Genomic DNA, 13,749 nt, shown 5'->3' with positions numbered 1-13,749 from the left:
GAGCCGGGGACCTCAGGCCGCGGCACTCCGGCTCCGCTGCTCCATGAGCGCGACGATCTCCGCCACCGTGTCGAGCTCGAGCAGTTCGTCGTCGCTGATCTCGATGCCGTGGCGCTCGCCGAGCACCATGGACAGCTCGACGACGGCGAGGGAGTCCAGGCCCGCGTCTTCGCGGCTCGCGTCCGGGCTCACCGCGTCGGCGTCCAGCAGCAGCACCTCGGTCATGACCGACTTCAGCAGCTCGTACATTGCGTCCTCCCGTGTCCGTTGCCGGATGCCTATGCGTCGTGGATGTCGAGCTCGGGCCAGGTCAGTGTGGTGGCGCCCCAGGTGAGGCCGCCGCCGAACGCGGCGAGCAGCACCCGGTGGCCGGGCTCGAGGGTCCCGTTCGCGGCCGCCTGGGCGAGCAGGACCGGGATCGAGGCGGCGGCGGTGTTGCCGACTTCGGCGATGTTCGTCGTCGCCGCGTCCCGGTGCAGGCCGAGCCGGGTGGCCAGGGCGGCGCTGACGCGCGCGTTCGCCTGGTGGGTGATCACGCGGTCGACGTCGCCCAGCTGCCAGCCCGCCGCCGCCAGCGCCTCGGTCGCCGCGGCGCTCATCCGCTCGACCGACTGCCGGAACACCTCGCGTCCGCGCATCCGGAAGTACTGCGAACCGTCGTCGGGTGCCGGCTCCCGGAGGGGCAGCCGCGAGCCGCCGGCCCGCACCGTGATCAGCTCGCTGCGGTCGCCGTCGCTGCCCAGGACGAGCGGGCCGATGGCGCCCGGCTCGCCGGCCCGGCCGCGCCGCAGCACCACGGCGCCCGCCCCGTCACCGAAGATCGGCCGGGTCGTCGGGTCGTCCGGGTCGAGCAGGGTGGAGAACGCTTCGGCGGCGATCAGCAGGACGCGCTCGGCCAGCCCGGCCGCGATGAAGCCCGCCGCCGTCGCCAAGCCGTAGACGAACCCCGTGCACACGGCGGAGACGTCGAACGCGGCGACGCCGCTCAGGCCGAGGCGCGCGGCCACGTCGGGCGCGGTCGCCGGGCAGCGGTAGTCCGGGGTCGTGGTCGCCAGCACGACGGCGTCGACCGGCCCGCCGCCCGCCGACTTGAGCGCGGCGCGGCCCGCCTCGACCGCGAGGTCGGACGTCGCCTCCCCCGGCTCGACCCAGCGGCGCCGGGAGATCCCGGTCCGGCCTTCGATCCAGTCTTCCGACACGTCGAGCCGCTCGCACAGCTGCGTGTTGGTGACCGTCCGCTCCGGCAGCCAATAGCCGATGCCGCAGACGACCGCGCGATCCACCGGATCCGTCACGACTCGGCCCCGGCGCCCCGCAGGGCCAGCGCGACGTCCACGATGAGGTCCTCCTGGCCCGCGACGGCCTGACGGCGGCCGAGCTCGAAGAAGACGTCACGCGGGTCGACGCCCTCGCGGGCCGAGATGTCGAGCACCCGGGGCTTGAACCCGGAGAACACCCCGGCCAGGCCGCTGACGATGGAGAGGGAGTCGACCTTTGGCGGCGCGGGCATCAGCTCGCGTTCGGCGACGTCCGCCGCGTCCAGCAGCCGGTACAGGTCGATGCCCGTGCGGTAACCGACGCGTTCGAGCACCGGCACCAGGACCTCGAGCTGGGTGTTGCCCGCCCCGGCGCCGAAACCCCGGGCACAGGCGTCCAAAATGGACGCGCCCGCGTCGGCCGCCGCGATGGAGTTCGCCACGGCCATGCCCAGGTTGTTGTGCCCGTGGAACATCACCGGCACGTCGACGGCGCCGCACATGGCCGTGATGCGCTCGGTGACGTCGGCCGGCAGATAGTGGCCCGCGGAGTCCATGATGCCCACCCCGGTGGCGCCGAAGCCGACCAGGCGCGCGCAGTGCCCGGCGAGCTGTTCCACGGTCGCCATGTGGCTCATCAGGAGCACCGCGTGCGCCTCGACCCCCCGCTCGCGCAGGTAACCGAGGTGCCGTTCGGCCAGGCTGGACTCGGTGCAGTGGGTGCCGATGCGCACCAGGTCGACGTCGTGCGCGATGGCGTTCTCGAGGTCCTTGATCGTGCCCCAGCCGGGCAGCATGAAGACGCCGAGCTTGCTGTTGGTCAGGGCCTCCCGGGTGACCGACAGCATCTCGTCGTCGCTGAGCCTGGCCCGGCCGACCTGGAGCGAGGAGGCGCCCAGCCCGTTGCCGTGGCCGACCTCGACCACCGGCACGCCCGCGGCGTCCGCGGCCTGTGCGTAAGCACGCAGCTGCTCCGCGCTCAGGCTGTGCCGGACGGCGTGGTGGCCGTCCCGCAGGCTCGGGTCGTGGATCTGGATCGGCTTGCCGGGGACGGCGTCCGGGGTCGTTGCCTCGCTCATGAGTTCACCACGCCTGCCATCGGGAGCCGGTCCGCCACGTAGCTCTCCGCGACCAGGAGCGCGGCGGAATTGATGATGTCGAGGTTCCCGGCGTAGCGCGGGATGCGGTCCCCGGACGACGTGACCTCCACGGCGACGAAGCCCTTGCCGTCGTCGGCGCTGCACGCCTTCACTTCGAAGCCCCGGGCGAACGACCGGACTTCGGCCGCGGCGCCCTGCACGGCCGAGCGCAACGATTCGGTGGTGAGATCCTTGCCCAGCAAGGACATGGCCACGCGGAAGGTCGCCGGCGGCCGCGCAGGGCTGATGTTGAGGATCGCCTTGACGTCCGCGACACCGGTGAAGCCGCGGACCGCTTCCTGCGTGGTGTCGACGTATTCGTCGAGGTTCATGCGCGTCCCGCGGCCGATGCTCAGGGTGGCGGCGGTCGTCACCACCTCGATGTAGTCGATCTCGTGGGTCCGCGTGATCGCGTGCAGGATCGGCACGGCCGCCTGCCCGCCGCAGCTCACCATGCTGAAGTCGCGGTGCGTGGCGATGTCCGCCCGGTTGACGGTCGGGAAGATCATCTGCCCGTGGCGGCTGGGCGTCAGGTCGATGAGCATCGTGCCGAAGGGCGCGAGCTTCGCCACGTGCTCGGCGTGGGCGGCGGCGCTGGTGGCGTCGAACACCACGTCGAACGGACGCTCGTTGTCCACAAGGGACTGAATGCCGCCCGCCGACACCGGCACGCCGAGCTTGGCCGCCTGCCGCAGTCCCGACGTGGCTTCGTCCCGGCCCGCGACGAGCCCGAGCTCCAGCCGGTCGGAACGGAGGACCTTGGTCATGAGGTCGATGCCGATGAGGCCCGCGCCGAGCACAGCCACGGACAGCCGGCCGGGCCCCGTCCGGTCGTCGTTGTGGATCATTCGTCACTCCTGACGTGAGAGAACGGCTCGAGTGATCTGTCGCGGGAAATCGCCGAGGGGCGGAGAGCCCATGGGCATCCATGATTGCCGGAAAGAGCGCCGGCCAACGTCTTCCAGGTTGCGTGGCCCCCGGCCGGCCGGGGCGAGCAAGCATGAAGATGACCGGATCCGAGACCGGAGCATACTTACCGAGAACGCGAAGACGATCCCGAGAAAAATGCCGCGCGTGTTCTTTTCCCGACCTCCAGCCGAATGTGCCGAGCCAAACCGGAGAATGCCATGACACGGCCGTTGACCGGCGCCGAGTACCTCGAGAGCATCCGCGACGGACGCGAGATCTACCACCACGGCAAGCGGGTCGACGACGTCACCGAGCACCCGGCGTTCCGCAACCCGGCGCGGATGATCGCCCGGCTCTACGACGCGCTGCACGACCCGGAGCACCGCGACGTGCTCACCACCGCCACCGACGCCGAAGGTTCCGACGGCTACACGCACCGCTTCTTCACCACGCCGCACAGCGCCGAGGACCTGGTCGCCGACCAGCGGGCCATCGCCACGTGGTCCCGGCTGACCTACGGCTGGATGGGGCGCAGCCCGGACTACAAGGCCTCGCTGCTCGGCACGCTCGGCGCGAACGCCGAGTTCTACAACCCCTTCGCCGCCAACGCGCGGCGCTGGTACCGGGAATCGCAGGAGAAGGTCCTCTACTGGAACCACGCCATCGTGAACCCGCCGGTGGACCGGCATCTCCCTCCGGACCAGGTCGGCGACGTGTTCGTGCACGTCGAGCGGGAGACCGACAGCGGCGTGATCGTGACCGGCGCGAAGGTCGTCGCGACGAACTCCGCGCTCACGCACTACAACTTCATCGCCCACACCGGGCTGCCGATCAAGGACCGCAAGTTCGCCATCGTGGCCACCGTGCCGATGGACGCTCCCGGCCTGAAGCTGATCTGCCGCCAGTCGTACTCGGCCGCGGCGGAGGCGACGGGCAGCCCGTTCGACTACCCGCTGTCGTCCCGGATGGACGAGAACGACGCCATCCTGGTGATGGACAAGGTGCTGATCCCGTGGGAGAACGTGTTCATCTACGGTGACGCCGTCAAGGTCGGCATGTTCAGCGGGCATTCCGGGTTCTTCGAGCGGGCCATGTTCCACGGCTGCACCCGGCTCGCGGTGAAGCTGGAGTTCATCGCCGGGCTGCTGGCCAAGGCCCTGGACATCACCGGGGCCGCCGGCTTCCACGGCGTGCAGGCCCGGCTGGGCGAGGTGCTCGCCTGGCGGAACCTGTTCTGGGGCCTGTCCGACGCGGCGGCGCGGAACCCGGTGATGTGGCGGGACAACGCCGTCCTGCCCAACCCGGACTACATCATGGCCTACCGGTGGTTCTCCCAGGTGGGCTACGCCCGGGTCAAGGAGATCGTGCTGCAGGACATCGCGAGCGGGCTGATCTACCTGCCCTCGGGCGCGGACGACTTCCACAACGCCGAGATCCGGCCGTACCTGGACGCCTACCTGCGTGGTTCGCACGGTGTCGACGCGGTCGAGCGGGTGAAGGTGATGAAGCTGCTGTGGGACGCGGTCGGCACCGAATTCGGCGGCCGGCACGAGCTCTACGAGCTCAACTACACCGGAAACCACGAAAACACCAGGATCGAGCTGCTGCGGGGCCAGATCGGCGACGGGAAGCTGGACAGCTACCGCGCGTTCGTCGACCGCTGCCTCGCCGAGTACGACCTGGACGGCTGGCAGGTACCCGACCTCACCCGATAGAGTATGGAGCTCCACTGTGGACGTGTATCCGCTGAGTTCGCGGCAGCTGGACCCGGACGGCCTGGGCCGCTCGCCCCGGCACATCGTCGCCCTCGCCCTGCGCATCAAGGGAGAACTGCGCGTCGACGCGCTCGAGGGCGCGCTCGACGAAGTGGTGCAAAGGCAGGAGGCCCTGCGCACCCGGCTCGACTACGACGAGACGGACGGGACCCGCGGGGTCCAGGTGGTGCTGCCGCCGCTGCCGGTTCCGCTCGCCGTGCACGACGTCGCGCCGGCGGCCGGCCAATCCCGGGACGAGATCGCCATCGAGCTGCTCACCGCGGTGAACGAAGAGCCGGTGTCCTTCGCGGTCACGCCGTCGTTGCACGCCACCCTGCACCGGTTCGACGACCGTGACGCCGTGCTCACCGTCGTCTCCCACCACCTCTTCAGCGACGGCTGGTCGATCGGCGTGCTCCGCCGCGAAATCGCGGCCTGCTACCGCGCCCGGGTGACCGGGGTGCCGCACACGCTGCCGAAGCCGGTTCCGTACCGCGAGTTCGCGTCCTGGGAACAGGAGTTCCTGCGCAGCGAACGGGCGACGGCGGCCCGGCGCTTCTGGCAGGGCAAGCTGGCCGGTGCCGAGATGTGCACGATGCCCACCGATCGGCCCTTCAGCCCCGAAACGCAGGCGCCGCGGGCCGCGGTGCGGAACTTCACCATCGATCCGGACACCCTGGCGAAGGTCACCGCCGGCGCCGCCCGGCACCGGTGCAGCGTCTGGCACGTCTTCCTCGCCGCCTACATGGCGCTCGTGGAAAAGATCTCCGGCCGGGCCGACCTCACCCTGCTGACCGTGAACAGCGGCCGGCCGGCGCGGGAGTTCTACGACACCATCGGGTTCTTCGCCAACCTCGTGCCCGTCCGCCTGGAGTTCGACGACTGCGTGAGCTACGCCGACCTCATGCTCCGGGCCCGGAAGGCGAGCGCGGAAGCCCAGCAGCACCAGCTTCCCCTCGGGTCGATCCTCGAGCTGTACCCCGACCTGATGAAGGGCCCGGGCGATCCGCTGGCCCTGCCGGCCGGGTTCAACTACATCAGCTCGCCGGCGGACCACGAGGACACCGGGTTCACCACCAGCGTCGAACCGGTGACCCTGGCGGAAGAACAGCCCTCGTCGTTCCGCCGCGGCGCGTTCATCTGGACCTTCCTCGTCGTGCCCTCAGGAGAATTCCGCTGTGTCGTCGAGTACGAGCCCAGCGCGGTGGACGCGAGCACGGTCGATCGCTGGGGTGCCGAGTACATCGACCTGATCCTGGCGATGGCCGAGCGGCCGGACCAGGTCTGGGACCGCGGGCAGGCGTCGGGAATGTCGGACAACGGCGGAGGACTCTCGTGACGACAGTCATCGATCTCTGGATCACGGAAAGCCCCGGCAGCACCCTTCCCGGCTTCGGCGACCCGCTGGTGCTCGCGGCCGAGTCGTTCAACCGGGCGCACCCGGAGTTCGAGGTGCGCATCCGCCGCGTCGAGGTCCACTTGATGCCCGAAGCGGTCGTCGAGGCGATCGCCCGGGGAAATCCCCCGGACGTCGTGGAGTACACGTACTCGTCCACCCAGACGGCACTGGACACGCGCGCGGCCGACGGCGCACCGATGTTCGTCCCGATCCAGCGGGCGATCGCCGGCCGGACCGAGATCCTCGGCGAGCCGGTGGTCGTCGAAGACCTCGTGCCCACGGTCCGCCGGTACTACAGCGTCGGCGGTGAACTGGTCTCCGTGCCGAGCATGGTGACGACGAACCTCCTGTACGGCAACAAAACGGTGCTGGACCGCGCCGGGATCGAGCGGATGCCCGTGACGTGGAAGGACCTCACGGCCGCGTGCGCGACCCTCGCCGCGCTGCCGGACGGACCGGGGCACGGCGTCAGCTGGCCCAACTACGGCTGGGTGTTCCACCAGGAGCTCGCCGGCCAGGACGCGCTGCTCACCAACGGCGGCAACGGCCGGACCGGCCGAGCCACCCGTGTCTTCCTGGACTCGCCGGAGCTGCTCGGTTACGCGAGCTGGTGGAAGGAAATGCTCGAGAGCGGGTACTACCTCCCGACCGAGGAACTCCACTACTTCACCTGCATGCAGGCCTTCGCGCGCCAGGAAATCGCGTTCGTGGTCACGTCTTCGGCCGTCGGCCAGATGATGGTGGGCATGGCCGCCGAGGCCGGCTTCGAGCTCACGGCGGGCCAGCTGCCGCGCCCGGACGAGCAGCGCTCCCCCGGCGGCCCCCTCGGCGGCCATTCCCTCTTCCTGACCGCGGGGCTGCCGAAGGAGAAGGAGGACGGCGCTCTCGCTTTCCTCCAGCACCAGCTGAACGCGGAACACGCGGTGACCCGGATCAGCGTTCCCGGGAACCCGATGACCTCGCTGCCGATCACCCAGGCCGCTTACGAGCGCACGAAGGCGGCCGGCTGGGCCGATCCGTTCCCCGGTTTCCAGTGCGCCACAGCGCAAGTGACGTCTGCTGACCAGACCCCGGCGGCGGCCGGCCCGATGGTCGGCAACCTCAACGGCATCAACGTCGTCCTCACCGAGGCGATGGCGGACGTGCTGCTCCGGGACGCGGAGCCGGCGGCCCGCTTCCGCGCGGCGACCGAGGAAGCGCAGCACCTGCTCGACCGCTACAACGCGGCGGCCCTCGCCTACCCGCCCGTGACCCCGGACGACCTCCTGGCCGGCTGACGCACTCCACGAAAGGTCCTTCCTTCGCGCATTCCGCGGGGGAAGGACCTTTCGCTGTCAAGGAACTCCGCACTTTCGGAGATGCCCGCGGCCACGAAATGCACGATCGGCGGGAATCGCGCCGGCCGGTCTGGTCAACGCACCGTGACCGTGTGCATGATGTCCGTCATGACTTGCCTTGCCCGTCGCATGTTCGAGCTCCTGGAGCCGATCTGCCTGGTCACCTTCTTCGCCGACGAATGCAACGAGGAACTGGCCGCGCTCGGCCACCGCACCTATTGGGACGGCTATTTCGCCAGCCGGGCCGCGCCGCTCGGGCGGGTGCCGGCCTCCGTCGTGCACGCGGCCTTCTACAGCTTCGCCGAGGGCGAGGCCGCGCGGCACATCCCCAGCGCGTGGGAGACGATCCCGCCCGAGGCCTCCCTCGCCGCGCGGGAGCGGGGCAGCGCGGCCTCCCTCCGGCGGATCCTCGGCGACGAGCTGGCCGGCTCCCCCGGCTTGCTGCGCGCCGCCGAACTGACCACCAAGGCCGCGACGAGCGCGCCCACCGAAGGCCGGATGATGTACGCCGGGATGCGCGCGATCCCGGTGCCGGGCGACCCGGTCGCCCGGCTGTGGCATTCCGCGACCATGCTGCGTGAGCACCGTTGTGACGGGCACATCGCCGCGCTCGTCGGCGCGTCCATCGGCGGCACGGAGGCCCACGTGCTGTCCGCGCTGGAGATGGGGATCCATCCGCCGGAGTCGTTCGGGCGCGTCCACCACCTGCCCGAGGAGCGGCTGGCCGCGGTCATGGCCGGCTTGCGCGAACGCGGGTTCGTCGACGAAGACGGCTGGTTCACCGACGCCGGCCGCAAGACCAAGCAGCACGTCGAAGCCCTCACCGACGACCTCGCCACCCCGCCGTACGACGCTCTCTCGCCCGCCGAGCTCGACGAGCTGGTGGCCGCGCTGACCCCCATCACCGCGGCACTGGTGGCCGCGGGGATTCCGGCGCCGGTCCGGAACTGACGACGAGAAGGGCGCCCGGATCACTCCGGGCGCCCTTCTTCGTGCGGCGGCGCGTCAGGCGGCGCGGTCGACCTGGGTACCGGTCGGGACGGACGTGATCACGGCCGTGCCGCGTCCGCGGCGGGACGTGGCGAACCGTTTCATGATCGGCTGTTCGACGAACTTGAACGTCAACCAGGACAGCAGCAGGGTCACCGCGAACAGCAGCGCCAGCACGGCGGCCGAGGTCAGCGTGCTCCAGTTCTCGCCCTGGCCCAGCAGGTTGTGGCCGGTGACGAGCACCAGGTGGTGCCACATGTAGAAGGCGAACGAAATGTCGCCCAGCCACACCATCAGCCGGCTGCCGAGGAACGTCGGCAACCGGTCGAGGTCGGCCCGCGCGCCGGCGGCGATGAGCAGGCCGAGCGGGATCAGCATGACCGCGCTGAACTGGTAGAGCGGTCCGAACAGCGGGGTGACGAAGTAGGCGCCGACGGTCAGGGCGACCGCACCGCCCAGCTTCAGCGGGAGCTTGCGCCCGGCGAGCACGACCTTCGCCATGAAGATGCCGAAGATGAACGTCAGCAGCTGGCCCGCCGGGCAGTGGAAGACGAACCACAGCTCGAGGTCGCTGAAGCCCTGCGGGAACTGCTGGCCGGCCGGCAGCAGCTTGGCGAAGCTCGGGAGCGACAGCACCGAGGCGGCCGAAATGAGCGTCCAGAGCCACAGCCGCTCCGGCCGGACCTTGTTGATCAGCTTGATGATGAACGGGAACGCGGCGTACATCAGCAGCTCGCACGACAGCGACCAGGCGACCGGGTTGAAGCTGGTGCGGACGTCGAGGCTGGGGCTCCAGCTCTGCAGCAGCAGCGCGTTCAGCACACCGCCCTGGAGCACCGTGCCGGTGATCGCCGTGACCGGGATGAGCGCGACCGCGAAGGTGATCAGGTGGTTCGGGTAGATCTTGAAGAACCTTCTGCGCCAGAACTTCGGGGCGGTGTCCCGCGGCCGCAGGGCGCAGGTGAGGACGAAACCGCTCAGGATGAAGAAAAAGGTCACGCCGGTGAAGCCGCCGCCGCCGAACACCGTGTTCGTGACGGTCTGGGCGCCTTCCGAGGCGAAGGGAGCCAATACGATCGCGTGGAAGGCGAACACCATCAAAGCCGCGATGAAACGGAGTCCGGTCAGCGACGGCAAACGCGTGGTCAGATTTCGCGCCGGGGCCGGCCCCGAACGGGATTGGGTTGCTTCCTGCGACATGGATCTACTCCCTGCTCCTGCTTTCGTGATTGGCAGCACGAGGAGTTTCGCACGGGGGAACACGTGCCGACGCCTTCTGGAATTGCACGCGTGGGGTGCCCGGACGAGCGCCGAACGTAACGTAGCGCGCGGACGCGAACGGGGAAAGCCCCGGGGTGCGGGCACTCGCGCGAGCGAGAAGCGTGCTCACCCCAGGGCTTTCCCCGTCGGGATCAGGAAAGGCTGCCGGTGTCGATGACGAAGCGGTACCGGACGTCGGAAGCCAGGACGCGCTCGTAGGCGGCGTTGACGGCGTCGGGCGTGATGACCTCGACGTCCGCGGTGATGCCGTGGGCCGCGCAGAAGTCGAGCATTTCCTGGGTCTCGGCGATGCCGCCGAACAGGGAGCCGGCGAGGGTCTTGCGGCCCATGACGAGGGAGAAGGCAGGCAGGACAAGGGGTTCGCCGGGGAGGCCGACGTTCACCAGGGTGCCACCGGGCGCCAGCAGGGACAGCAGGGTGGCGACGTCGGGGGCCGCGGTGACGGTGCTGATCAGGAGGTCGAACCGGCCGGCGAGCCCGGCGATGGCGTCGGCGTCGCTGGTCGCGTGGTAGTGGGCCGCGCCGAGCCGCTGGCCGTCCTCGAGCTTCTTCAGCGTCTGGGAAAGCACGGTGACTTCGGCGCCCATGGCGACGGCGAGCTTGACGCCGACGTGGCCGAGGCCGCCCAGTCCGAGCACGGCGACCTTCTTGCCGGGGCCGGCCCCGTAGCGGCGCAGCGGGGAGAACATGGTGACGCCGGCGCACAACAGCGGCGCCGCGCCGGCCGGGTCGAGGCTTTCCGGGACGCGGAGGACGAAGTTCTGGCCGACCACGATCTTCCCGGAGTAACCGCCCTGGGTGATCGTGCCGTCGGCGTCGGTGCCGCCGTAGGTGCCGACCATGCCCGCGCAGTCCTGTTCCTGCCCGGCCTGGCAGCTCCCGCACTCGCCGCAGGAGCGGACCATGCAGCCGACCCCGACGCGGTCCCCGGGCGAGAACCGCGTGACCTCCGCGCCGACCGCGGTGACGGTCCCGACGATCTCGTGGCCGGGCACCAGCGGGTAGGGCTGCGGCCCCCACTCCCCGCGCACGTGGTGGATGTCGGTGTGGCAGATCCCGCAGTACGCCACGTCGATCAGCACGTCCTGCGGCCCGACCTCGCGACGGTCGATCGTCGCGGCCCCGAGCGGGGCACCTTCTGCCGGCGCGGCAATCGCCTCAGTGGTGAACAAGGCTCAGCACTCTCCTCACGGGACTCGGGAAAACCAACGGTTCCACCGAGTCAACCAGCCGCGAACCGCACCCGCGTATCCCAAGTTGCCGAACCGGTTGTGCGAACGGAGATCCCGCGAATCCGCGCAAGCGGGAGGTAACGGGCAGAAGCGGTCCGGCTCGTTTCCGTGTCCCGCTCCGGCCGGCAACCTCCGGGTTGCGCCGATCCGGAGCAGCCTGCGAGACGCCGTCGGCGCGGAACGTGCGGATGATTCAAGAGATTCCTGTCCCGGCCGGGATCAGCGCCCACAGATTTCTTCACCTTTCCGGTGTCGCCGGCAGTATGGAGTAAGAAATGGACAAGTGCCCTTACGTACTGGACCGGAGCGGCAGTGATCTCCACCAGGAGAACAAGAACCTGCGCGCCCGCGGTCCGGTCACCCGCGTCGAACTGCACGGCGGGTACACCGCGTGGTCGGTGACCGGCTACGAAGAGGCGAGGCAGCTGCTCGTCGACCCGCGGATCGCGAAGAACACCAAGGACAACTGGCCCGAGTTCCAGGCGGGCCGGGTGCCGCAGGACTGGGAGCTGTTCACCTGGGTCGCCATGGACAACATGCAGACCCGGGACGGCGCGGAGCACGACCGCCTCCGCAAGCTCGTCGCGCGGGCGTTCACCAGCCGCCAGGTGGCGAAGTCCCGGCCGATCATCGAAGGCATCGTGCACCGCCTCCTCGACGACCTCGCGACGGTGCCCGCCGACGAGGTGGTGGACATCAAGGGCCGGTTCTTCTACCCGCTGTCGACCATCCTCGTCTGCGACCTGCTGGGAATCCGCGAAGAGGACCAGAAGGCCATGCTGCAGGGCGCCCAGGTGAACGCGAAGACGGACAACACCGCCGAGGAGGCCGAGGCCAACCTCCACCAGTGGCACGAGGCGCTCGGCCGGCTGGTCGAGACCAAGCGGCGCGAGCCGGGCGACGACCTCACCACCATCATCATCAAGGCGACCGAAGACGACGAGGCGCCCCTCACCGACGAAGAGGTCGTCGGCTCGGTGCACCTGCTCATCGGCGGTGGCACGGAAACCACGGCCAACGTCCTGTGCCACACGCTGGTCGACCTGCTCACGCACCCGGACCAGCTCGCCGCGATCCTCGCCGGGGAAGCGAGCTGGGAAGCGGCGTGGGACGAGGAGGTCCGCAAGGACGGCGCCGTCGGCTCGATGCCGTTCCGCTGCGCGCTCGAGGACATCGAGATCGGCGGGGTGACGATCGCCAAGGGCGACCTGGTGCTCATCAACTACCTCGCGGCCGGTCGCGACCCCGCGAAGTACGGCGACACCGCCGACGAGTTCGACATCACCCGCGAGGACAAGAGCAGCCTCGGCTTCGGCTACGGCCGGCACCGCTGCCTCGGCCCCGCGCTGGCCACTATGGAGGCGATGGTCGCGCTGCCGGCGTTGTTCGAGCGGTTCCCCGACCTCAAGCTGGCCGTCCCGGCCACCGAGCTGAAGCCCGCAGCGACGTTCATCTTCAACGGGCCCGCCGAAGTCCCGCTGCTGCTGAAGGGCTGAAGCGCCCGAGGAAAGGACACTTCGATGCAGGCCGTCGTGGGTACCAGACCACTGTGCAGCCGGCTCAGCTCCGGGGACGGGGCGGCCATCCTGGTTGCCGACTTCCAGCCGCTCACCGCGGCACCGCGGCTCAGCAAGCTGGTGAGCGACGCGGCCGCCGGGCACCCGGTCCACCAGGTGGATCCCCGCGGTGCGCTCTCCGGCGACCGGCTCTACGCCGCCGTGCCGGAACTGGCGGACGAGACCGCGGCGCTCTTCCGCGCCGCCGAATCCTCCGGGGCACCCGACCGGCGGGTGTTCGTCGTGGGTCACTGCAGCGCGGCCGCGCTGTCCCTGCAGATCGCCGACCGGCTGGCCGGCGACCGGGAGGTCACGGCCATCCTGGTGCAGCCGACCTGGCCCGGCACGGACCACGTCACCGAGCGGTTCGCCGAGTTCCAGGGAAAGCTGGGCGTGGCCGACCTGCCCTGCCCCGACCTGGACGGCGATCCGTGGTCCTGCATCGCGGGGATGGAACAGCTCATGACCGAGGGGCTGGCGGGGCTGGCGAAGCGGCTCGGCCTGAGCAAGGCGCCCCTGGCGTTCTCCGAGCTGCTGGTGTCGTACCGGACCTGGCTCGCCTTCCTGCTGGCCTGCCGCAACGACCAGCCCGTGAAGGTGCCTTCCGACGCGGTCGCGATCTCGGTGCTCACCGACGAACCCGGCTTCGTCGTGCCCGGGACCGGTCCGCAGCGGTGCCGGATCACGCCGCCACCGCCCGCGGAACGGCCCGACGCCGTGACGCCGGAGGTGGCGAAGGTGGTGCTCGACCTGGTCGCCGGCCACTGAACCCGGCCGCACGGAGGCGCTTCCCGTCCGAACAGGACGGGTTGCACGGTCAGCTCGTTCGCCCCGCGGTCCCGCGCCCACGCCACGAACGCCGACACGAGGGCCTGTCCCACACCTTCGCGACGTCG

At 70.2% G+C, this 13,749-nt stretch carries 12 protein-coding genes; 6 read left to right on the top strand and 6 right to left on the bottom strand.

Going from position 1 to position 13,749, the window contains the following annotated elements:
* Nucleotides 1-12 precede the first annotated feature (12 nt).
* The 4 genes from AB0M83_RS36885 to AB0M83_RS36870 are packed head-to-tail and all read right to left on the bottom strand — an operon-like array spanning nucleotide 13 to nucleotide 3,243.
* Nucleotides 13-249 carry a phosphopantetheine-binding protein gene (locus AB0M83_RS36885; RefSeq protein WP_364524436.1) on the bottom strand — a complete coding sequence of 79 codons (237 nt, stop codon included), beginning with the start codon at nucleotides 247-249 and terminating at the stop codon, nucleotides 13-15.
* Between the two features lie 29 nt (nucleotides 250-278).
* Nucleotides 279-1,295 (bottom strand): beta-ketoacyl-ACP synthase III, encoded by a 1,017-nt coding sequence (locus tag AB0M83_RS36880; RefSeq protein ID WP_364524434.1) that lies wholly within the window; start codon nucleotides 1,293-1,295, stop codon nucleotides 279-281.
* Nucleotides 1,292-2,335, bottom strand: coding sequence for a 4-hydroxy-2-oxovalerate aldolase (gene dmpG / locus AB0M83_RS36875; protein ID WP_364524432.1), 1,044 nt, complete (start codon nucleotides 2,333-2,335; stop codon nucleotides 1,292-1,294). Before dmpG ends, AB0M83_RS36880 begins: the two co-directional genes overlap by 4 nt.
* Nucleotides 2,332-3,243 carry a hypothetical protein gene (locus tag AB0M83_RS36870; RefSeq protein ID WP_364524430.1) on the bottom strand — a complete coding sequence of 304 codons (912 nt, stop codon included), beginning with the start codon at nucleotides 3,241-3,243 and terminating at the stop codon, nucleotides 2,332-2,334. The genes dmpG and AB0M83_RS36870 overlap by 4 nt, the downstream gene beginning before the upstream one ends.
* A 279-nt stretch (nucleotides 3,244-3,522) precedes the next feature.
* Between AB0M83_RS36870 and AB0M83_RS36865 the strand changes: the two genes are divergently transcribed.
* The 4 genes from AB0M83_RS36865 to AB0M83_RS36850 all read left to right on the top strand — a co-directional run bounded on the left by AB0M83_RS36865 (nucleotide 3,523) and on the right by AB0M83_RS36850 (nucleotide 8,745).
* Nucleotides 3,523-5,019, top strand: a complete 1,497-nt coding sequence (locus tag AB0M83_RS36865; RefSeq protein WP_364524428.1) for a 4-hydroxyphenylacetate 3-hydroxylase N-terminal domain-containing protein — start codon at nucleotides 3,523-3,525, stop codon at nucleotides 5,017-5,019.
* A gap of 16 nt (nucleotides 5,020-5,035) precedes the next feature.
* The gene (locus AB0M83_RS36860) at nucleotides 5,036-6,397 is read left to right on the top strand and encodes a condensation domain-containing protein (protein ID WP_364524426.1); all 1,362 of its coding nucleotides are present in this window, start codon (nucleotides 5,036-5,038) and stop codon (nucleotides 6,395-6,397) included.
* Nucleotides 6,394-7,734, top strand: a complete 1,341-nt coding sequence (locus AB0M83_RS36855) for an extracellular solute-binding protein (protein ID WP_364524424.1) — start codon at nucleotides 6,394-6,396, stop codon at nucleotides 7,732-7,734. Before AB0M83_RS36860 ends, AB0M83_RS36855 begins: the two co-directional genes overlap by 4 nt.
* A 189-nt stretch (nucleotides 7,735-7,923) precedes the next feature.
* Complete coding sequence (locus tag AB0M83_RS36850; protein WP_364524422.1) at nucleotides 7,924-8,745, top strand: MarR family transcriptional regulator; 822 nt, start codon at nucleotides 7,924-7,926, stop codon at nucleotides 8,743-8,745.
* Nucleotides 8,746-8,799: 54 nt separating this feature from the next.
* On the opposite strand, the gene AB0M83_RS36845 is transcribed toward AB0M83_RS36850, so the two are convergent.
* Nucleotides 8,800-9,984, bottom strand: coding sequence for an acyltransferase (locus tag AB0M83_RS36845; RefSeq protein WP_364524420.1), 1,185 nt, complete (start codon nucleotides 9,982-9,984; stop codon nucleotides 8,800-8,802).
* Nucleotides 9,985-10,196: 212 nt separating this feature from the next.
* On the bottom strand, nucleotides 10,197-11,237 hold the full coding sequence (locus AB0M83_RS36840) for an NAD(P)-dependent alcohol dehydrogenase (protein WP_364524418.1): 1,041 nt from the start codon (nucleotides 11,235-11,237) through the stop codon (nucleotides 10,197-10,199).
* Nucleotides 11,238-11,572: 335 nt separating this feature from the next.
* Between AB0M83_RS36840 and AB0M83_RS36835 the strand changes: the two genes are divergently transcribed.
* Nucleotides 11,573-12,793, top strand: coding sequence for a cytochrome P450 (locus AB0M83_RS36835; RefSeq protein ID WP_364524416.1), 1,221 nt, complete (start codon nucleotides 11,573-11,575; stop codon nucleotides 12,791-12,793).
* A gap of 24 nt (nucleotides 12,794-12,817) precedes the next feature.
* Nucleotides 12,818-13,621: a hypothetical protein gene (locus tag AB0M83_RS36830; RefSeq protein ID WP_364524414.1), complete on the top strand. Its 804-nt coding sequence runs from the start codon at nucleotides 12,818-12,820 to the stop codon at nucleotides 13,619-13,621.
* Nucleotides 13,622-13,749 lie beyond the last annotated feature (128 nt).

The organism is Amycolatopsis sp. NPDC051106 (assembly GCF_040682775.1).
Classification (GTDB): Bacteria; Actinomycetota; Actinomycetes; order Mycobacteriales; family Pseudonocardiaceae; genus Amycolatopsis.
Note: the sequence above shows the minus strand (reverse complement) of the source record. Positions and strands in the feature narration are given on the sequence as shown.